The following is a 19,945-nucleotide window of genomic DNA, read 5'->3' as shown; positions in this document are numbered from 1 at the left end:
TGCTTGCAATTTACCATCGGTCGAGCTAAAACCAGTTGTCCTAAGCAACTGGTTTTTAAACTAGCACAGTCGATGGAGGATGAAATGAGAAAGCTTATTGTCTGGAACCCTGATGACGCTGGATGGCTATTTCGAAGGATCGAAGCCCTGGGATATCGACTTCCACAATCTGGCATGGGGGCCGGAGCTTGAAAAATATGCCGAGCAGTTCGGCGAGGAAGGCGATCTGCTGGTCTTCGGCCGCAAGACCTATGAGGGCATGGCCGCCTACTGGCCGAGCGCGGAGAGCGAAGACAAAATCAAGGCCTATATGAACGGCATCGCCAAGATCGCCGTTTCGCGGACCATGGAGAAGGCGGACTGGAACAATACGCGCGTCGTCAGCGATCCGGTGTCTGAACTGAAGCGGCTGAAGGATATGGGCGGCAAAACGATCTTCATCTTCGGCAGCGCCGAGCTTGCCGATACCCTGTTGAAGGCGGGGCTGGTGGATGAAATCCGTATCTGCCTCGTTCCCGTCATCCTCGGCGGCGGCAACCCGCACTTCAAGCCCGCTGAAGCCCAGCAGCCGTTGAAACTCCTCGACTCCTCGGTGACGAAAAGCGGCGCGGTGATCCTGCGCTACGAACCGGTCAGGGCAGCCTGATCATTTGCCCGCGCTGGCTGCAGCCACCAGGGCAGCCGCCRCCTCCCCTGCAGTTTCCATATAGGTGGGGTCGCGATGCAGGAGCACCGCGGCAAAAGAACCGTCGAGCAGCAAAACGATCTGGCGAGCGAGCTTTGACGGCTCGGACGAATGTTGCTCCTCGAAGAGAGAAGCCAGCCATTCCTCGACATTTTTCTTATGTGCGGCACCGACCTTGATAGCGGGATGGCCAGGCATGTTCGCAAGCTCGGCCGATGTTCTCAGATAACCGCAGCCCTTCCATTTCGGATGCCGGGCCGAGCGGGCCAGGTTTTCGAAAATCCCCTTTACCTTCGCAGGCAGATCCCCCTTCGTCTCCGCAAACCACCGTCGATAAACAGCGAGGTTGGGCTGGTCGCGGGTCTCGAGATAGGCAGCAATCAGTTCATCCTTGCTGTCGAAATGATAATAAAGGGTACGCTTCGTGACAGCTGCCTTCTCGGCCACGGCATCGACGCTGACTGCCCTTATCCCCTCACTGTAGAAGAGCTTTGCGGCAGCGGCGACAATGCGTTCGCGCGTATCGGATCCTGATCTCGCCATTCACCCAATGTATACCGACTAGTGAGTGTCATCAACGCACGTATCTGCCTATCGTACCCGCTGAAGCGTCGCACAGGAAATCATGCATGCCGGACGGCAAACGGAGGCAAAACGAGCTTGCACGAGAAGCGGAATCCGTCTCGATACGGTGCCGCGACGGCGTCGAACTTCATGGCCATTTCTGGCGTGGCGCCGACAATGGCGGCAATGGCAGCGTCATCATCAATCCGGCAACCGGCGTTGCGGCAAGCTATTACCACTATTATGCGCGTTTTCTCKCCGAGCATGGCTTCGACGTGCTGACCTATGACTATCGCGGCATCGGCCTCTCGCGCCCGGAACGCTTGCGTGGCTGCCGCTATCGCTGGCGGGACTGGGGCGAGCAGGACTTCGACGCGGCGCTGCTTTTCATGGAAGCTGTGCGGTCCGGCCGCGAGCTTCTCGTTGTCGGGCACAGCATCGGCGGTTTCCTGCCGGGTATTTCTGCCCATGCCGACCGCATCACGCGCATGCTGGCGGTCGGCGCACAACATGGCCACTGGCGGGACTATGCTCGAACGCATCGATGGCGACTGTTCCTGAAATGGCACGTAGCCATGCCGGCAGCGACCCAGCTGTTCGGCTATTTTCCCGGACGGCGCTTCGGCTGGCTCGAGGATCTGCCGAAGGGTGTGGCACTCGACTGGGCGCTCCAGCGGACATGGATCGAATGTCATTCACCAGCGGCAGAAGAGGCGGGCGCGGCGCGGACCTTTAAGAATTTTCATGCACCCATCCTCAGCGTCACTGCCTCGGACGACGAGATTGCGACTGTCCAGGCCATTCGCCGCGGTCTTTCCCATTATCGCAACGCCAAGGTGGAGGAAGTGCTGCTGGCGCCCGATGAGCTCGGATTTTCGAGGATCGGGCATTTCGATCTCTTTCACGCGCGCCACGCCGCCGGTTTCTGGCTCGACACACTTCTCTGGCTGCGGAACGGGACCAATCCCTGGCCTGCAAAAAGGCCACCGGAACATCTCGTATTCGCGTAAAAACCGCTCTTTAACGTTTACGAGTTAGTAATCTCTCGGAAACGAGAGGTTTGTATCATGCGTACTCGTACCGTGCTTGCGGCTGTCGGGCTGGCCTTGCTTGCTGGTTGCGCGACAGCACCCCGCCAGACGAGAAATATCTGCGCCGTCTTCGACCAGAAGGATGGTCTCTTCACCAGCTGGCAGGGTGCTGCGGAGCGTGCGGAGAAGAAATACGGCGTGCCGGTGCCGATCCTGATGGCGACCATGTATGTCGAGTCCGGCTTCCAGCCMTATGCGCGGCCGCCGCGCACGAAACTCTTCGGCTTCATTCCCTGGACACGGCCTTCGACGGCCTACGGCTATTCGCAGGCGCTGAACGGGACCTGGGACCACTATCAGTCCGCCACCGGCAATTGGGCCGCGACGCGTACCAACTTCGCCGACGCGATCGATTTCATCGGCTGGTACCACTACAGCAACAGCCAGGCGACTGGCATTCCACCGAACGACGCCTACAATCTCTACCTCGCCTATTATTCCGGCCCGACCGGCTACAAGCGCGGCGACTGGCGCAACAATGGACAGCTGCAGCAGACKGCAGGGAAATTCGCAAAGATGGCGGGGAGCTATCAGCAGCAGTTGCAGGAATGTAATTGAGCCCCTTCCCTTCTCCAGCGAGAAGGGAGTGCGTGTCAGCCGCGCAAATTGCCGTAGCGGACCGAGTAGATCCGGTCGCGGCCGAGCAGATGGGCAATCAGCGAAGCCTTGTCGAAAAGGCCCGTCATTGCCTTGTGGCCGAGATCCAGCCCACCGCTCATGACGCCGAAGGCGGGCATCAACAGACGGGCACCATCGGTGGCGAAGCAAGGACGGCGAACGGATTTTTCACGACGGCGGACCGTGGCCGCCGGGTGCAGATGGCCGGCGATCTCGCCTTGCTGCAGGCCGTCGCGCGGCTCATGGCGGAAGGTCAGGCCGGCATAATAAAGCTCGTCGGAGCAGGTACCCGGCAGGTTGATCGTGCCATCGGGATCGTGGTTGCCATTGATCCAGATCCATTCGCGGCCGCGGGCCATTTCGACGATCAGCGTGCGGAAGGCATCCGGCAGATGCTCGGAGCCGACACGGTCGTGGAAATTGTCGCCGAGCGAAATGACGAGCTTCGGATCGTAGCGGGAGATGACGGCGGCGAGCACGGTGAGTGTCGCCAGCGTATCATAGGGCGGCAGCATCATGCCGCGGCGGGCAAAGGCCGCGCCTTTTTCCAGATGCAGGTCGGAGACGACGAGAATGCCGGCGTCGGGCAGATAGAGCGCGCCCAGGGGATCGCAGACGGCGGCAACGCCTTGAACGGCGGTTTCGACGCCCGGTATTGCGGCAAGCCCGATCATGTCGCGCGCGAGCGCAAGGCGGTTCATCACGTCAGTCATTCCAGTTCTTACGCCATCGCCTCGGCGATCAAATCGTCGGCAGCTTCGGCAAGCAGTGCGTCATGAGCCTGGCCCGGCACCGATTCCCTGCCGATTTCCAGCATGACCGGCACCGCGAGCGGCGAAATATGGTCCAGCGCCCGATGGGTGATATGGCCCCTGATTCGCTTCAGCATATCGCCAAGGCGGGAAATATCCAAAAGTCCCGATCCCGCGTCCTCACGCGTCGCCTGCAGCAGGATGTGGTCGGGCTCGTGGGTTCTCAGCACATCGTAGATCAGGTCGGCCGAGACGGTGATCTGCCGGCCGGTCTTTTCCTTGCCCGGATGGCGCCGCTCGATCAATCCGGCAATCACGGCGCAATTACGGAAGGTGCGCTTCAATAGGAAGGATTCATTCAACCAGGATTCCAGATCGTCGCCCAGCATGTCCTCATCGAAGAGATCGGGAAGGCTGAGGCGGCCATTGGCGATCATCAGGCCGAGATCCTCCAGCCCCCAGATGCCGAGCGAATAATCCGTGGCGACGAAACCGAGAGGTTTTGCGCCTGCCCGATCCAGCCTGCGGGTGAGAAGCATGCCGAGCGTCTGGTGGGCGAGCCGCCCCTCGAACGGATAGATGACCATGTAACCCCGGCTGCCRCGCGGGAAGGTCTCGATCAGCAGCTCGTCATGCTTCGGCAGCATGGACTTTTCCTTCTGCAGAGACAGCCAGTCGCGCACCTGATCCGGCAGGCGATGCCAGCGGTCCGGATCATCCAGCATCGAGCGGACCTGATCGGCGAGATAGGTCGAGAGCGGAAACTTGCCGCCGTTATAGGACGGGATTTTCGGATCGAAGGAATAGGCCGGACTGACCAGCGCCTCGCTCTCCCTGATACCCTCAAAACGCAGGACCTTGCCGGAGAAGATGAAGGTGTCGCCCGGCGCGAGCTGTTCCAGGAAATATTCCTCGACCTTGCCAAGCACGGCACCGGGGCGACCGAGCTTGCCGCCCTCGCCACGTTTGGCCATGCGGATGTTCAGCATCGGGGCCTCGACAATAGTGCCGAGGTTCAGGCGATATTGCTGCGCGACCTGCGGGTTGGAGACGCGCCAGCGACCTTCCTTCGTCTTGCGGATGCGGGCATAGCGTTCATATGTGCGCAGGGCATAACCGCCGGTCGCGACGAAATCGACGACGCGCTCGAAGGTTTCCCACGGAAGATCGGCATAGGGCGAGGCGCTGGTGATCTCCTCATAAAGCTCCAGCATATCGAAAGGTTCGGCGCAGGCCATGCCGAGCACGTGCTGGGCGAGCACATCGAGCCCGCCACGGCCGACCGGGGGCGTATCCTGCGCACCGATATAATTCGCATCGAGTGCTGCCTGGCATTCCATGACTTCGAAACGGTTGGCGGGAACGAGGATGGCCTTCGACGGCTCGTCCATGCGGTGGTTGGCACGACCGATGCGCTGGGCAAGACGGGAGGCACCTTTCGGCGCACCGACATGGATGACGAGATCAACATCGCCCCAGTCGATGCCGAGGTCGAGCGTTGAAGTAGCGACGACGGCGCGCAGCCGATTGGCGGCCATGGCCGCCTCGACCTTGCGGCGCTGGGCGACATCGAGTGAGCCGTGATGAAGGGCGATCGGCAGGTTTTCTTCATTGACCGTCCAGAGCTCCTGAAAGAGCATTTCAGCCTGCGAGCGGGTGTTGACGAAGAGCAGCGTCGTCTGGTGGTCGATCAGTTGCCGATAGACATCGGGGATCGCGTATTTGGCGGAATGGCCGGCCCAGGGGATGCGCTCTTCGGTATCGAGGATGGAGATATTTGGCTTGGCGCCGCCTTCGACAAGCACGACGCCGGCATGGTTTTCACTGTCCTCCTGCTGCCCCACCAGCCATTTCTGCAAATCCATCGGCTCGGCAACGGTGGCTGAAAGGCCAATGGTCTGCAGATCAGGTGCTAGCCTGCGCAAGCGGGCGAGGCCGAGCGAGAGCATATGGCCGCGCTTGGACGTGACCAACGAATGCAACTCGTCGAAAATGACGTATTTCAAGTCCTTGAAAAAGCGCTCGGCCTCGCGGTTTGCCAACAACAGGGCGACCTGTTCCGGCGTCGTCAGCAGGATATCAGGTGGATCGAGCTTCTGGCGCTGGCGCTTTGCGGCCGGGGTATCGCCGGTGCGGTTCTCAACCGAAATCGGCAGCCCCATCTCGGTGACGGGCTTCATGAGGTTGCGCTCGATATCGACGGCGAGCGCCTTCAACGGCGAAACATAGAGCGTGTGAATGCCGGCGAATGCCGAGCCCGGCGGGATCTTGCCACGCCGCGTGAGGTCGGTCAGCGACGGCAGAAAGCCGGCCAGTGTCTTGCCGGCGCCGGTCGGGGCAATCAGCAGCGTGCTCTCGCCGGCCTCGGCGCGAGCAAGGAGCTCGAGCTGGTGAGCTCGCGGGCGCCAGCCCTTTTCCGCAAACCAGCGGAGAAAGGGTGCGGGCAAGGCAAGGCTGGTTTCGGCATCGATCTGATCCACGGGGCAAATGTAGTTCAAACGCGGGCGAATAAAAGCGGTGTTGACTCCTCGGCATAATCGTGGATAAATAATATCTACGATTAAAGGAGATCAGCTGTGAAGCTTGGTGACGGTGTCGAACAAAGCATTCATTGTGCGGCGGTACTATCAGGGCTTGCAGAAGGCAGCGTGCTGTCGGCCGCGGCCCTCGCCGAATTCCACGGCGTATCGACGAGCTATCTGCTGAAGCATCTGCAGGCGCTTTCGGGGGCCGGCATTCTGGTGACGGTTCCAGGGCCTAAAGGTGGTTACCGGCTGGCGAAGGCGGCAGAGGACATATCGCTGCTCGATATCGTGCTTGCGGTCGAAGGTCCGGCGCCGGCCTTTCGCTGTTCGGAGATCCGTCAGCGCGGGCCGAACCCGCTGCCGCAGCGCTATTTCACCAAGCCCTGCCAGGTTACGGCGGCAATGCTCAGGGCCGAGCGCGCCTATCGCGCGGAACTTGCGAACACCAGCATCGCCGACATCCTGACCGAACTTTCCGCAGACGATGACGGCGGCATCGCCGCCAGAGGCTGCGCCTTCATGGAAATCCACGAGAGAAAGACGGCTCGCTGAGCCACAACACAAACCCAACCCAACCCAACCCAAGGAGAATACCCATGCAAACACGTTTCAACTTCGGCAAGGCCGCTCCCGATGCCTACAAGGCCGTTGTCGCCCTGGAACAGTACGTCCAGACCTCCGGCCTGGAGCGTCGATTCATCCACCTGATCAAGCTTCGCGCCTCGCAGATCAACGGCTGTGCCTACTGCGTCGACATGCATGTGAAGGAAGCACGTCACGACGGACTTTCCGAGCAGTGGATCAACTTGATGTGCGTATGGCGCGAATCGCCGGTTTACGACGCACGCGAGCGCGCCCTGCTCGGCTGGGTCGATGCGGTCACGAAGATTGCCGAGACCGGCGCTCCGGATGCCGACTACGAGGCACTGAAGGCGCATTTTTCCGAAGAGGAAATGACCAAGATCACGGTGGCGATCGGCGCGATCAATATCTGGAACCGGCTGGCCGTCGGCTTCCGCAGCCAGCATCCGATCGATGCGTCACAGAAGGCAGCCTGATACTTTTTTGCTGATAAGGGGCTTTGTCCCGGTGACCGACCCGAGAGATCGGGTCGGTTGAATATTTCATCGTCTGTGGCGCGTATCGGACCTCACGGCAACGGCTTCAGGCAATCTGCCCGAGAGATCGATGCTGTTGAATATGTCGCGAACGACCTTGGCGATATGCTCTGCGGAAGAGCCTTTGGCGTATTCTTCCTGCATGCGGCGTCTGACAAGCTTTTCCAACTCTGACATAGCTCACCTCATTACATCCGGCGCGAGAGGAAGTGTCGCGCCGGGGCCGATCACAGGCAAGTTACGTTTTGTTTATAATGGCTTACCGATTTGTAAGATTGAGTCTTTGCGGGTCGACAGGAAAACACTAGAGAGCGATGTAGCGGTCGGCCCGGTGATTGATTGCCACGAACAGGTTGAGGACGACGGCGCCGAGCACGGAATAGAAGACGACCGGCGGCGTAGTGACGAAGAAGGCGGCGGCTAGCACGCACATATCGATGGCCAGTTGCACAAGGCCGGCGCGGATACCGAAACGCTCCTGCATATAGATGCCGAGAATGCCGACGCCGCCGAGGCTGGCGCGATGGCGATAGAGCGCAAGAAGGCCGAAACCAAGTAACAGGCCGCCGAGAAGTGCTGCCCAGGCTGGGTGAATGGTTGCGATTTCCATGACCTTCGGCTGCAGGCTGGTCAATGCGGAGGTGAGGCCGATCGCGAGGAAGGTCTTGATCGTGAAAGCCATGCCGAGACGCTTCCGCGAGAGGTAAAAGAACGGCAGGTTGAGCAGGAAGAAAGCGAAGCCGAAGTTCACGCCGAAGGCATAATGCAGCAGGAAGGCAATGCCGGCGGTGCTGCCGGTGAGAAGACCGGCGCTGGCGAGCACGTAAAGTCCGAGCGCCGAGACGAGGCTGCCGGAGAAGACGCCCTGCACATCCTCCACCGGCGTGTGGCGCGTCGCCGTGGTGTTCCAGAACCCAAGGGCACTGATAAGCTGGCTCATGTCGCGATCTCCGATAGCGGCTGCTCCGGGCTGGCCGGAGGAAGAGGAAATGTCTGGATGGATGCGGCGCGTGCTGCGCCCCGGGGAGCGCGTCGCTTTCTCACTGAATAGCCCGAGTTATCAGGCCTTCTGAAGTTGCGCGCAAGCGAAATACGTAAGCAATGCTGACCTATTTCAAAATCGCAAGAAATATGCGCTCAGGCGGTCTTGCGCGTAAGGAACAGAATGCCGGAAACCGGCTTGCCGCCATCTTTGCGAATGACGGTTTTGACCGTCTCGAGGATTTCGAGCCGATGGGCCGAGGCAAGCGCTTCGACATAAGCTTGCGCATGCGCATAGCGCAGCGACGGCGCCAGATGAAAACCGTTTGCCTCGCCGCCATCCTCGACGGAAAAGGCGAAGTCGGCGCCGGGAGCCAAGAGCTCATCGAGGATCGCGAAGACGCTTTCCAGATTGCCGAGATACATCAGCACATCGGCGGCGGTTACGAGGTCGGCGCGGTGCCGCCCACCGTCTGCAAAAAGACCTGACGCTTCGGGCTCCAGCGACAGATCGGCCTGGGCGAGATGGTCGTAGACGTGCTTTTCGGCAGCCTTCGCCAGCATGTTTTGCGAGAGATCGAAGCCTTCGAGATGGGTGACATCAGCGCGGATTTCGGGGCCGAGCAGGCCTGTGCCGCAGCCGAGGTCGACAGCAAGCTGATACTGCCGACCGGTCGAGGCAACCAAAGCGGCAAGCTTCTGCGGCACGGAATAATCGAGCTTCTCCACCAGGGAGGTTTCGAAACGATCGGCATAGTCATCGAAGAGGCGCTCGACGTAGCGGCTCGGCGGCTGGTCCGGCGTTTCGGCATCGCCGAGCAAGGCGAGCTTCAAGCCAGCCCCGAAAATATCCTCTGGGTCTAGTTCCAGCGTGCGGCGGTAAGCTTCGACGGCAGCCTCTGCCTTTCCTGCCTTTTCGCGGTATGTGGCGAGGCGGTACCAGCCGGCAGCCCATGCAGGTRCCAGTTCCAGCGCCTGCTCCATCAGCTCGGCCGCCGCGTCCGGTTCGCCGCCCTCGTCGAGCATCTTCGCATAGTCGGCGCGGCGGTCGGCGATGACGTCGCCGGAGGAAAGCTGGCTTGGCTGCATGATCGGACCCTTTGGCTGGCGGCATTTGGCGGCGGCCACAAAAAAACTCAAGTCCTATTTCAGAGGCGGTGCTGTCTTAGAGGAAAAGGCTTGCAGGCGAATCGCCGCAACCGTATCTCAAGACAAACAGGAGATGGCGCATGTCCGATCAGGTGAACAGGTTCCTCGGYGATTCCATTGGCCGCACGATCATCAAGCTTCTGGTGGTGTCGCTGATCGTCGGTTTCGTCATGGCCATCTTCGGGCTGACCCCCTGGGAGCTCATCTACAACTTCCGTGATTTCGTGATCCATCTATGGCGACAGGGCTTCTCTGCGCTTGGCCGCGTCGGCGACTATCTGTTGCTTGGCGCCACCATCGTCATCCCGATCTTCATCATCATCCGTCTTTTCAGCTATCGCAAATAACATGAGCTCAATCATCCTTTCGCGCCGCAGCCTGCTGCAGCTTTCCGGCCTCGCACTGGCAGCCGGCATCGCCGGCTGCACGACGACACCCAAGCTTGCAAGCACGCCCTCCAATGCCTCCGACGAGACCGCCTCGGCGCTGCCGCTCGTCAACCAGCTTCGGGCCAGGAACGGCCTGCCGCCGCTCAGCGTCGATCCGCATGCGAGCACGGCCGCGATCTTCCAGGCCAAGCGCATGGCAAGCGCGGGCAAGATGAAGCATCTGATGGGCATGACCGACAGTTTCGGCGCCCGCGTGAAGGCAAGCGGCGTCAACCTGCCGGCCGCCGAAAACATCGCTTCGGGCCAGCAGAGCGTCGATGCGGTCGTCACCGCCTGGATCAATTCTCCCCATCATCTGGAAAATATGCTGGGGCGCTATAGTGGTATCGGCGTCGCCGTTGCGCATAATACGTCTTCCAGGAACCTGCCCTATTGGGCCATGGTGCTTTCCAACTGAGGCGATTCCGCCTCTCTCCCCACGAGGCGGATATGGATACCGACAGAAGCAGAAACGCGTTGGCATTCGATGTGACGCACCGACTGGTGCTGGCGATCGCTATTCCGATGACGCTCGGCTTCATGACCACGCCGCTGCTTGGCATCACCAATACCGCCGTCGTCGGCCATATGGGCGACCCGGAAGCGCTGGCAGGCCTTGCGATTGGCGCCATGCTGTTCGACCTCATCATGGGAAGCTTCAATTTCCTGCGCGCTTCCACGACGGGACTGACTGCGCAGGCGCTCGGGCGGCGCGACGCGCATGAGCAGCAAGCGGTTTTCTGGCGGGCGATCGTCTCGGCGCTGGGTTGTGGTCTTGCGCTTCTCGTCCTGTCACCGCTTCTGATTATTGTCGGGCTGAAGCTCATGGGGGCAGAAGGTAGGATCGCGGAGGCGACCAGCACCTATTTCTCGATCCGCATTCTCGCCGCGCCGGCAACCCTTGCCAACTACGCACTCCTCGGCTTCGTGCTCGGCCGCGGACAGGGCCGAACCGGGCTTCTGCTGCAGGCGCTGATCAACGGCATCAACATCCTGCTTTCCATCTACCTCGGCCTATCGCTCGACTGGGGCGTTTCGGGCGTCGCCTGGGGCACGATGGCGGGTGAAACGGCGGGCGCGCTTGCCGGTCTTTTCATCGTGTTACGCGGTTTCAATGGGGCGGACCGGCCAAGCCGGACGGAAATCTTTTCAAGAAACAGACTGGCCGAGCTTTTTGCGCTGAACCGCGACATCCTGATCCGCACCTTCGTGCTGATCGGCTCCTTCGCGATCATGACCCGCATCGGCACGAGCTTCGGCGCTATTACATTGGCAGCCAATGCGGTGCTGATGAACTTCTTCCTGCTGTCGGGCTATTATCTCGACGGTCTCGCCAATGCTGCCGAGCAGATCACCGGCCGGGCGATCGGCGCGCAATACCGACCGGCCTTCGACCGCGGACTGAAGCTCACGATCTTCTGGTCCTTCGGACTGGCGGCGATCATTTCCGGCTTTTTCTATTTTGCCGGTCCTTATCTCATTTCCGTCCTGACCAGTTCCCCGGAGGTGCAGGCGGCGGCCGAGACTTATCTGCCCTGGGCAGCGGTGACGGGACTGACGGGTGCGCTCGCCTTCCTGATGGACGGTGTCTTCATCGGCGCGACATGGTCCGTGGACATGCGCAACCGGATGCTGATGTCCTTTGCGGGCTATCTCGCCATGCTCGCCATCTTCGTGCCGATGTTCGGCAATCACGGCCTGTGGCTGGCGATGAACGCCTTCCTGCTGCTTCGTGGTTTCTTCCTGGCGGTGCTGGTCAAGCCCCGGGCCGCTCAGACTTTCCGCGCGGCCCAGTAATCGACACGGCTGTCCCTGAGATCCCGGATCGAAGCCGCCTTTTCACGGTCGAGCAGTTTCGACAGGTCGCGCACGATCGTGCCCGGAAGGCCCGGGCCTTCATAGATCATGCAGGAATAGAGCTGCACGAGATCCGCCCCCGCCCTGATTTTTTCCAGCGCAGTTTCAGCCGAAGATACGCCGCCGACGCCGATGATCGGCAGGGCCTGGCCGACGCGCTTGCGCATTCTCGCAAGCACCGTCGTCGACTTCTCAAACAACGGCGCGCCGGAGAGGCCGCCGGCCTCCCTGGCCTGTCGCTGATCCTTCAGCCCGTCCCGGGAGAGGGTCGTATTGGAAACGATCAGACCGTCCAGCGCATGCGAGAGGGCCTCGGCGGCGATGTCGTCCATGCCTTCCTCGGTAAGATCGGGGGCGATCTTCAGGAAGACGGGAATTTTGCGGCCGGCCTTCTCAGCCTCATCGTCGCGAGCAGCCAAGACAGAAGACAGAAGGGCGGCGAGGCTTTCGCGCGCCTGCAGGTCACGCAGGCCCGGCGTGTTGGGCGAGGAAATATTGGCGGTGAAATAGCGAGCGACCGAATAGAAGCGGCGGATGCCGGCGACATAATCGGCGATGCGATCCTCGCTATCCTTGTTGGCGCCGATATTGACGCCAACGATGCCCGTATGGCCGATCTTCGAGAGCCGCTGGAAGGCCGCTTCATGGCCTTCATTGTTGAAGCCGAGGCGGTTGATCACCGCGTCATCCTCCACCAGGCGGAAGATGCGCGGGCGGGGATTGCCTGACTGCGGCTTCGGCGTGACCGTGCCGATCTCGGTAAAGCCGAAGCCGAGCTTCAGCAATGCTTCCGGCACTTCGGCATTCTTGTCATAACCCGCGGCCATGCCGAGCGGATTGGGGAAGTCGATATTGGCAACGGTCTGGTGCAGGCGCGGGTCCGACGCGATACGGCAGGCGGGCACCACGCCAGCTTTGAGCGCCGCAATCGACATGCCATGCGCTGTTTCGGGATCGAAGAGGAAGAGGCCACGGCGGGCAATGCGCTTGAAAGGATCGATCACGGGGCGAGCTCCGGAAAAATGTGGAGGCCGGCATCATCGAGCGACAAGGCCGCTTCCCAGAGCACGGCCGAGAGCGGTAGATCGGCATAGAGATGCGGGAAGAGCGCACCGCCGCGCGAGGCTTCGAAGACCAATTTGTCACCGAAGCTACGGCCATCGACGGCAACGAGCAGGAGGCCCGTCTGGCCGGCAAAATAGAGGGCTGCCGTCTGCTTGACCTGCTCCGAAGTCGAGAAATGGATGAAGCCATCCTTCTGATCGATGCCGGCGCCATGAAAAATGCCGGTTTGTCTGGCTTCCTGCCAGAGCGCCTCCGGCACGATCTTGTAAAGGGTCGGTGTCGCGGTCATGATGATCCCAGTGGCTGGCCTTTGTGAGGACGGCTTTGCCTCAAAGAGGCGGCGATGTCCACGCCTGCGGACTCAAAAACGGGCTGGTACCACGCTTTGCGGAGGATGAGACGATGAAGGCATTTGCAATTACGCTTGCCGCCGGTCTTCTGCCGCTTGCGGCTTTTGCCGCGGAGCCCGATGCGACGCGCTTCCAGCTCGAACGCAGCGGCGACCATTTCGTGCGCCTCGACCGGCAGACGGGGGCGATGTCGCTCTGCACCGAAAAGGACGGGGCGCTCGTCTGCCGTATGGCGGCCGATGAACGCGCCGCCTACGAGGATGAACTCGACCGGCTTTCCGACCGTGTCAGTGCCCTGGAGAAGAATACAGCCGGGCGGCCTGCCCTGCCGACAGATGCGGAAGTGGACCGCTCGATCGGCATCATGGAGCGGATGATGCGCAGTTTCATGGGTATAGTGCGGGAATTCCGGGCCGAAGACGAGGCCAATCCTCTTCCGCAGCGGAGTTGATCCGGTTATATTCATATAAGTGGAGAGTCATGTTCGTGCGGGGAGCCGGACGGAACTGGCGGGATCGAGCTCTTGGGAGGGAGTTTTCGATGCAGGAACAGACCATCATCATTGCCGACGACCATCCGCTGTTTCGCGACGCGCTGCGGCAGGCGGTGATCGGCATGGAAGGCCGGCAGGCAATCGTCGAGGCCGGGGATTTTGCCGCGGCAAGGACGGCGGCGACGGCACATCCGGATGCGGACCTGATGCTGCTCGATCTTGCGATGCCAGGGGTGAGCGGTTTTTCCGGCCTGATGGCGCTGCGCTCCGAATTCGTCAGCCTGCCGATCGTCATCATCTCAGCCACCGATGACACCACGACAATCCGCCGGGCCCTGGAGCTCGGCGCTTCCGGTTTCATTTCCAAATCCTCAGGTATCGAGGATATCCGCCGCGGCATCCAGACGGTGCTGGCGGGTGATATCGCCACGCCGGAGAGCTATCGCGACGGACAGGAACAGGATCCCGATGTCGCCGACCTCATCCATCGCCTGCACACGCTGACACCGCAACAGAGCCGGGTGCTGACCATGCTTGGCGAAGGGCTGCTCAACAAGCAGATCGCCTACGAACTCGGGGTTTCCGAGGCGACGATCAAGGCGCATGTCTCGGCGATCCTCTTAAAGCTCAACGTCGACAGCCGCACGCAGGCGGTGATCCAGCTCGGCAAGATCAACATGGCGATGGTCGCCTAAAAACCTGATGCGCAGATTTAAAGAGTCAGGGCGTCCCTTGTGCGTCCGAATGGACGCATGGCACCCTCACGAGACAGGATTTTATTCCTCATTTTCACTTTACTCGGGGAGATGCCTCGGTTAATCTGCCGGCGATAGAAAGCGGCCGGACGGACCGCGGGGCCGGACGCATATGCTGTCACACGACCAGATCTGGGGAGCGATCGACGGGCTTGCCGAACGGCATGACCTGACGCCGTCGGGTCTTGCGCGGCGGGCAGGGCTCGATCCGACCTCCTTCAACAAATCAAAACGACTTTCGGCGGACGGACGCCTGCGCTGGCCCTCGACTGAATCCATCGCCAAGGTGCTGGAGGCGACGGGGGCAAGCATGGAGCAGTTCATGGGCTTCATGCGACCGGCGGGGGCAGCTGCCGCCAACCTGCCGGACGGTATTTTTGCGTCGCAGGGAAACTCCATTCCCCTGCTCGGCTTTGCGCAGGCAGGTGCCGGCGGCTTTTTCGACGATGGCGGCTTTCCGGCAGGCCAGGGCTGGGACGTGGTGGAATTTCCGGCAGGCCCCTCGCAGAAGGCGGGGGTCTATGCGCTGGAAGTGCAGGGCGAGAGCATGATGCCGCTCTATCGCGACGGCGATGTGCTGATCGTGGAGCCCGGTGCGCAGGTGCGCCGCAACGACCGCGTCGTCGTCAAGACGCGCGAGGGCGAGGTCATGGCCAAGGTGCTGCTGCGCCAGAGCCCGCGTTCCATCGAACTGCTGTCGCTCAACCCCGAACATCCCAACCGGACGATCGAGCTTTCCGACGTCGAATGGATCGCCCGGATCATATGGGCCAGCCAATAGGAAAATAATCCATGCGCCCTGCAGCCTTCATCACAGGTATCGCGGGGATGGCGATGGTGGTCGGCCTGCTGCTGGCAGGGCAAGCGCGGCTCGATGGCGGCGATGGATCGGTATCTGACACGGATGCCAGCGGCGCGGCCACAAAACTGCCAGATGCGAATGCCGATATGGCAAAACCGCCTGCAACGCTTACGGATGAAGATGCAGCGCTGATTGCCCGGGCAACGGAGCCTGCAGCATCAGAGCCGGCAGGGGCCACCTCCCCGCCTCCCTCCGAAGATGCAACAGCGGATGAAACGGCGCAGAATGCTCCGGTAGCGACCGAGACGCCGTCGGCCACGCCCGAGGGAAAAGACAGCGTGGAGCTGTTGCGGCCGACGGTAGAGAATGCCGGTGTCCTCTCCTTCGGCAAACGCAGGCTGCAGATTGTCGACGTCATTGCGACGCCCGCGGACAAGAGCTGCGGATCGGAAGGAAGGGAATGGCCGTGCGGCATGATGGCAAAGACGGCGCTGCGGCTTTTCCTGCGCAACCGTACGGTCGATTGCGACCTGCCTTCCGATGCATGGCAGGATATGGCGAGGACTGCCTGCCGGCTGGGACAGCAGGATATCGGCACGTGGCTGGTGGAAAACGGCTGGGCTGAGGCGCAACCGGGTTCGCCGCTTACCGCTGCCGGCGAAAAGGCAAAACAAGCGAAGAAAGGCATCCACGGCGAGGATCCGCGCCGMAGGCCGGCGGCAGCGCCCCGGCCTGAACCGGCCGATCCCTTGTAATGGCGACTGCCAATTCCTAATCTCCGCTCATCGAAGAGGGAATCAGACATGAACAAGCCGCTTTCAGCCCACGACGCCCTGATCTACGTGATGGTCATGGCATCTGCCGTCGACAGCACCATGAACGATCGGGAAATGGAAAGGATCGGCCAGCTCATCGGCTTCCTGCCGGTATTCCGTGATTTCGACGACGACAATCTGATTTCCGTCGCCCGCGACTGCGCCTCGCTGCTGGCCGGCCCGGAAGGGCTGGATGTGGTTCTGGAGACGGTGCGCGACACGCTGCCCGCCCGGCTCTACGATACGGCCTATGCACTGGCAGTCGAAGTCGCCGCCGCCGACCTTTCCGTGAAAGCTGAAGAATTGCGGCTGCTCAGTCTGCTGCGCGACCGTCTCAGCCTCGACAAGCTGACCTGTGCCGCCATCGAGCGCAGCGCGATCGCCCGCTTCCGCAAGGGGTAAACCTCTCTCCTTTTTTAACGCATTTCCGGAGGCAAACCGCTGCACACTTTTGCTGGAATTGCTTTTTTCACCGCAATTCCGGACGCAAAGTCGCTGCACACTTTTGCTGGAATTGCTCTAATACAGCCCGTAAGGGAAATAGCGCAGATAGATTTCCTCCAGGCGGCCATTGCGCGAGAGCGTTGCCAGCGCGTGGTCGATCGCCGCCGTCAGCACGCTGTCGTTCTGGCGCAGCATGATCGTCATGCCCTCGCCCAGGAAATGCTCTGATGTGTAGGGCCCGTCGAACAGGGAACAGCACTTGTCCGAAGCGGGCGAAGCGACCCAGAAGGAAAGCTGCAGCGCATCGGCAAAGGCGGCATCGACCTTGCGTTCCTTCAAGGCTGTCAGCAGTGCCTCCTTGTTGTCAAAGGGCTGCGCCTTGATGGCGGGGAAGAAGGCCGCCAGCATGGCCTCATGCACGGTGCCCTTGACGACGCCGACCGGATGGCCTGCKAGGCCGGCAGCCGTCGTTCCGGTCACGGAGACGGCCGTGTTGCGGACGAAGCGGGCCGGCAGCATCAGATAGGGGCGGGAGAAGAGGAACTCGCGGCGTAGCTCCGGCGTGACGGCAAGTCCGGCGATGACGGCATCACCCTGCGAGCCGGCGAGCGCCTTCTGCAGGTCGGCAAAGGGCAGCGCCTGAATCTGGCACTTGTCGGCAATCTCCAGTTCGCCGCAGATCTCGCGGGCGAGATCGACGTTGAAGCCGGAGAGCTTGCCGTTCTGGTCGCTGAAATTGAAGGGCGGGAAGTCCACGGAAGTCAGGAAGCGCAACCGCACGAGCGAGGAAAGGTCGGGCTTTGCCAGGCGTTCACGGGAATCGAACAGCAGCGGCACGGACGGTCCTGCCTGCTGCGCAAAAACGGAAAAAGCCGAAAGCAGTGCAACCGAAAACAGGCAAAGGATAAAAATCCCTCTTGGAGCCGGAAACGCCGGTTTAGATTGCACCATATGACCTGCCTCAAGTTAAGCGCCGCGCCTGCCGCCCGGCAGAGATGTAACAGAATCATACCCATCGGGGAATATGGCCCGGCAGGTAGCAGACTGCGCTTCGGTGGAATCAGAACGACGCGTCGGCCTTCAAAGCACGGTCTTTCGTGGAGTTCGACGCCATGCCAGCCACACAAAAATTTCGCATAAATTGCATTTTTGAACGCTTAAGCACAAATAACAACCACGCCTCTGGAATTTACGGCCACGCCCCGAGCCCGTTAGCGCGGAATTAAGCAATATCCCGTCTTATTTGTCGCGACGACATCGACCTCGCCGGCCGATCGCATGATGCGCATGTCGAACCTCTCAAGGTATCCCCCGCCAGCGCAATACCGAAGAATCGTTCTACAACAAATGATTTCAAAAGCACCGGGTTCGCAACACACCCGGCTAATCGGGTGACATTTCCATGCTGAAACATCTGAAAATCCGCACAAAAATCATCTCGGTCGTGGCGCTCCTGGGGCTGATCACGATGGCCGGAATGATCTATGTCATCTCCGAGTTCCGCCGAGCGGACGCGGCCTACAGCGCCTTCATCGACCATGAGGCGCTGGCCTCGATGCAGAGCGCGCGCGCCAGCGCATCGGTCGTCGCCTCGGTGCTGCAGGTCAGTCTGCTGGCCGAAATGAAGCCCGATACGCCGGCATTCCAATCGGCGCTCGCGACACCGAGCAAGCTGCCGCAGGCACGCGACCGCATGACGCAGGCGCTGGCGCTTGTGCCCAGCCGCAAGGCGGCGGTCGATGAAATCCAGGCCGGCATCGATGAAATCGAAGCTCTGGCGAACAAGATCGTCGAGCAGAGCAAGGCCAAGGACAGCGCCGGCGCGCTGGCGAATGTCGCCCTGATCAATGCCAAGCTCAACGCGCTGACGCCGAAGATGATTGCCAACAACGATGCGATGATGGCGATGCTCAACGACGGCGGCGACGCACTTTCGGCTTCCGTCAACGATAGTATCAACCTCTGTTTCGCGCTGATCGGCCTTGCCGTAGTCGGCGCCGTCGGTCTCAGCGTCGTCGTCGCCCAGATCGGTATCACCACCCCCATGGCGAAGCTGCGCGATCGGATGACTCAGCTTGCCGCAGGCGATACCGGCAGCGAGATCAGCGGTCTCGACCGCGGCGACGAAGTCGGCCAGATGGCGAAGGCCGTCTCGATCTTCCGCGACAACGCGGTCGAGCGTATTGCCCTCGAAGCGCGCGCCGAAGCCGACCGCAGCGTCAGCGACAACGAGCGCCGCGATCGCGAGGCGCAGAGTACCCGCGAGGCATCCGAACTCGAACGCGCCGTCTCAGCACTCGGCGATGGCCTGCGCCGCCTTGCCGCCGGCGACCTGGCCTCGAATATCAACGAACCCTTCGTCGCGCATCTCGATGCGCTGCGCCAGGACTTCAACAACTCGGTCGAGAAGCTCAACGAGACCATGCACACGGTCGGCTCCAATGCCCGGGCGATCGGCGCCGGCGCCAACGAGATCCGTTCGTCTGCCGACGAGCTTTCGAAGCGCACCGAGCAGCAGGCCGCTTCCGTCGAAGAAACGGCAGCAGCCCTCGAAGAGATCACCATAACGGTGAAGGACGCGGCAAAGCGTGCAGAAGAGGCAAGCCAGCTCGTCGCCCGCACCCGCCTTGGTGCCGAGAAGTCCGGCGACATCGTCCGCAAGGCGGTCGCCGCCATGCATCAGATCGAGCAGTCCTCCGTCGAGATCGGCAATATCATCGGCGTCATCGACGATATCGCCTTCCAGACGAACCTGCTGGCGCTGAACGCCGGCGTTGAAGCAGCGCGTGCCGGTGAAGCCGGCAAGGGCTTTGCGGTCGTCGCACAGGAAGTCYGCGAACTGGCCCAGCGCTCTGCAAACGCCGCCAAGGAAATCAAGGCGCTGATCAACACATCCGGCACGCATGTGCAGACCGGCGTCTCACTGGTCGGCGAGACGGGCAAGGCGCTCGATGCGATCGTCCACGAGGTGCAGGAAATCAACCAGCACGTCCATGCGATCGCCGAAGCTGCCCGCGAGCAGTCGACCGGCCTGCAGGAAATCAATACCGCCGTCAACACCATGGACCAGAGCACGCAGCAGAATGCGGCGATGGTCGAGGAATCCACCGCGGCAAGCCACGGCCTTGCAACGGAAGCGACGGCACTCAACAACCTGCTCGGCCAGTTCCGACTGACCGGCACCGGCGGATTCGTTGCAAGCGCGCCGATCCCGACCGCACCGCGCGCCGCCGCACGACCGGCCGCGAGAACCCCGATGCGTGTTGCCGAAAGCACGTCACGCCCGAAGGCTTCGCCGGCCCGCGCCCTCGGCCAGAAAATCGCCAATGCCTTCGGCAAAAACAGCGCGGCCGCCCCTTCCAGCAGCCAGGAGGCCGACTGGACGGAATTCTGAGCTGAAAACCTGATTGAGTGTGAATGGGCGGCTTCGGCCGCCCATTTTCGTTTTAGGTC

The 19,945-nt window shown here is 61.3% G+C and carries 22 protein-coding genes and 1 pseudogene; 14 read left to right on the top strand and 9 right to left on the bottom strand.

What is annotated here, in order from left to right; genetic code table 11:
- The first annotated feature begins 84 nt into the window (after positions 1-84).
- Positions 85-646, top strand: a pseudogene (locus AC1DNW_RS21405) (dihydrofolate reductase family protein).
- On the opposite strand, the gene AC1DNW_RS21400 reads toward AC1DNW_RS21405, so the two are convergent.
- Positions 647-1,228 carry a TetR/AcrR family transcriptional regulator gene (locus AC1DNW_RS21400; RefSeq protein ID WP_477854278.1) on the bottom strand — a complete coding sequence of 194 codons (582 nt, stop codon included), beginning with the start codon at positions 1,226-1,228 and terminating at the stop codon, positions 647-649.
- 86 nt (positions 1,229-1,314) lie between these two features.
- Between AC1DNW_RS21400 and AC1DNW_RS21395 the strand changes: the two genes are divergently transcribed.
- Positions 1,315-2,259: an alpha/beta hydrolase family protein gene (locus AC1DNW_RS21395; RefSeq protein ID WP_477854277.1), complete on the top strand. Its 945-nt coding sequence runs from the start codon at positions 1,315-1,317 to the stop codon at positions 2,257-2,259.
- Between the two features lie 57 nt (positions 2,260-2,316).
- Complete coding sequence (locus AC1DNW_RS21390) at positions 2,317-2,898, top strand: transglycosylase SLT domain-containing protein (protein ID WP_113298482.1); 582 nt, start codon at positions 2,317-2,319, stop codon at positions 2,896-2,898.
- Positions 2,899-2,933: 35 nt separating this feature from the next.
- Here AC1DNW_RS21390 and pdeM read toward each other — a convergent pair whose 3' ends face one another.
- Both pdeM and AC1DNW_RS21380 read right to left on the bottom strand, forming a co-directional pair.
- On the bottom strand, positions 2,934-3,671 hold the full coding sequence (pdeM, locus tag AC1DNW_RS21385) for a ligase-associated DNA damage response endonuclease PdeM (protein WP_477854276.1): 738 nt from the start codon (positions 3,669-3,671) through the stop codon (positions 2,934-2,936).
- An 8-nt stretch (positions 3,672-3,679) separates the two neighbouring features.
- A complete protein-coding gene (locus AC1DNW_RS21380; RefSeq protein WP_113298480.1) occupies positions 3,680-6,190 on the bottom strand; it encodes a ligase-associated DNA damage response DEXH box helicase in 2,511 nt (836 codons plus the stop codon).
- Between the two features lie 96 nt (positions 6,191-6,286).
- Here AC1DNW_RS21380 and AC1DNW_RS21375 point away from each other — a divergent pair, with 96 nt between their 5' ends.
- Both AC1DNW_RS21375 and AC1DNW_RS21370 read left to right on the top strand, forming a co-directional pair.
- Positions 6,287-6,787: an RrF2 family transcriptional regulator gene (locus AC1DNW_RS21375; RefSeq protein ID WP_113298479.1), complete on the top strand. Its 501-nt coding sequence runs from the start codon at positions 6,287-6,289 to the stop codon at positions 6,785-6,787.
- Between the two features lie 44 nt (positions 6,788-6,831).
- Positions 6,832-7,293, top strand: a complete 462-nt coding sequence (locus AC1DNW_RS21370) for a carboxymuconolactone decarboxylase family protein (RefSeq protein ID WP_113298478.1) — start codon at positions 6,832-6,834, stop codon at positions 7,291-7,293.
- Positions 7,294-7,359: 66 nt separating this feature from the next.
- Here AC1DNW_RS21370 and AC1DNW_RS21365 read toward each other — a convergent pair whose 3' ends face one another.
- The 3 genes from AC1DNW_RS21365 to AC1DNW_RS21355 form a co-directional block, all read right to left on the bottom strand.
- The gene (locus tag AC1DNW_RS21365; RefSeq protein WP_162747144.1) at positions 7,360-7,530 is read right to left on the bottom strand and encodes a hypothetical protein; all 171 of its coding nucleotides are present in this window, start codon (positions 7,528-7,530) and stop codon (positions 7,360-7,362) included.
- A gap of 127 nt (positions 7,531-7,657) precedes the next feature.
- Positions 7,658-8,293 (bottom strand): YitT family protein, encoded by a 636-nt coding sequence (locus AC1DNW_RS21360; RefSeq protein ID WP_113306984.1) that lies wholly within the window; start codon positions 8,291-8,293, stop codon positions 7,658-7,660.
- Positions 8,294-8,490: 197 nt separating this feature from the next.
- A complete protein-coding gene (locus AC1DNW_RS21355) occupies positions 8,491-9,423 on the bottom strand; it encodes a class I SAM-dependent DNA methyltransferase (RefSeq protein ID WP_477854275.1) in 933 nt (310 codons plus the stop codon).
- Positions 9,424-9,563: 140 nt separating this feature from the next.
- Here AC1DNW_RS21355 and AC1DNW_RS21350 point away from each other — a divergent pair, with 140 nt between their 5' ends.
- From AC1DNW_RS21350 to AC1DNW_RS21340, 3 genes are read left to right on the top strand one after another with little or no spacing between them, the layout of a single operon-like run.
- A complete protein-coding gene (locus tag AC1DNW_RS21350; RefSeq protein WP_113298476.1) occupies positions 9,564-9,830 on the top strand; it encodes a DUF6460 domain-containing protein in 267 nt (88 codons plus the stop codon).
- A 1-nt stretch (position 9,831) separates the two neighbouring features.
- A complete protein-coding gene (locus tag AC1DNW_RS21345; protein WP_113298475.1) occupies positions 9,832-10,329 on the top strand; it encodes a CAP domain-containing protein in 498 nt (165 codons plus the stop codon).
- 32 nt (positions 10,330-10,361) lie between these two features.
- Positions 10,362-11,708, top strand: a complete 1,347-nt coding sequence (locus AC1DNW_RS21340; RefSeq protein ID WP_113306985.1) for an MATE family efflux transporter — start codon at positions 10,362-10,364, stop codon at positions 11,706-11,708.
- Here AC1DNW_RS21340 and AC1DNW_RS21335 read toward each other — a convergent pair.
- Both AC1DNW_RS21335 and AC1DNW_RS21330 read right to left on the bottom strand, forming a co-directional pair.
- Entirely contained in the window at positions 11,684-12,772 is a 1,089-nt protein-coding gene (locus AC1DNW_RS21335) for a quinone-dependent dihydroorotate dehydrogenase (RefSeq protein ID WP_113306986.1), read from the bottom strand. The genes AC1DNW_RS21340 and AC1DNW_RS21335 overlap by 25 nt on opposite strands.
- Positions 12,769-13,122 (bottom strand): DUF952 domain-containing protein, encoded by a 354-nt coding sequence (locus AC1DNW_RS21330; protein WP_113298472.1) that lies wholly within the window; start codon positions 13,120-13,122, stop codon positions 12,769-12,771. Before AC1DNW_RS21330 ends, AC1DNW_RS21335 begins: the two co-directional genes overlap by 4 nt.
- 113 nt (positions 13,123-13,235) lie before the next feature.
- On the opposite strand from AC1DNW_RS21330, the gene AC1DNW_RS21325 reads away from it, so the two are divergent.
- From AC1DNW_RS21325 to AC1DNW_RS21305, 5 genes are all read left to right on the top strand, one after another.
- Entirely contained in the window at positions 13,236-13,634 is a 399-nt protein-coding gene (locus AC1DNW_RS21325; protein ID WP_113298471.1) for a hypothetical protein, read from the top strand.
- An 89-nt stretch (positions 13,635-13,723) separates the two neighbouring features.
- Positions 13,724-14,371: a response regulator transcription factor gene (locus AC1DNW_RS21320; protein WP_113306987.1), complete on the top strand. Its 648-nt coding sequence runs from the start codon at positions 13,724-13,726 to the stop codon at positions 14,369-14,371.
- 172 nt (positions 14,372-14,543) lie between these two features.
- Complete coding sequence (locus tag AC1DNW_RS21315) at positions 14,544-15,212, top strand: S24 family peptidase (protein WP_113298469.1); 669 nt, start codon at positions 14,544-14,546, stop codon at positions 15,210-15,212.
- Between the two features lie 11 nt (positions 15,213-15,223).
- Positions 15,224-15,988 carry a thermonuclease family protein gene (locus AC1DNW_RS21310; RefSeq protein ID WP_113306988.1) on the top strand — a complete coding sequence of 255 codons (765 nt, stop codon included), beginning with the start codon at positions 15,224-15,226 and terminating at the stop codon, positions 15,986-15,988.
- 48 nt (positions 15,989-16,036) lie between these two features.
- The gene (locus tag AC1DNW_RS21305) at positions 16,037-16,450 is read left to right on the top strand and encodes a tellurite resistance TerB family protein (protein ID WP_113298467.1); all 414 of its coding nucleotides are present in this window, start codon (positions 16,037-16,039) and stop codon (positions 16,448-16,450) included.
- A 117-nt stretch (positions 16,451-16,567) separates the two neighbouring features.
- Here the strand turns inward: AC1DNW_RS21305 and AC1DNW_RS21300 are convergent, their stop codons facing one another.
- Positions 16,568-17,443, bottom strand: a complete 876-nt coding sequence (locus AC1DNW_RS21300) for a transporter substrate-binding domain-containing protein (protein WP_113306989.1) — start codon at positions 17,441-17,443, stop codon at positions 16,568-16,570.
- Between the two features lie 451 nt (positions 17,444-17,894).
- On the opposite strand from AC1DNW_RS21300, the gene AC1DNW_RS21295 reads away from it, so the two are divergent.
- Complete coding sequence (locus AC1DNW_RS21295) at positions 17,895-19,886, top strand: methyl-accepting chemotaxis protein (RefSeq protein ID WP_477854274.1); 1,992 nt, start codon at positions 17,895-17,897, stop codon at positions 19,884-19,886.
- Positions 19,887-19,945 lie beyond the last annotated feature (59 nt).

The sequence above is a fragment of the Rhizobium sp. 05L429 genome, from assembly GCF_056397645.1.
The sequence above is the reverse complement of the archived record's forward strand: the minus strand, read 5'-3'. Positions and strand labels throughout refer to the sequence as shown.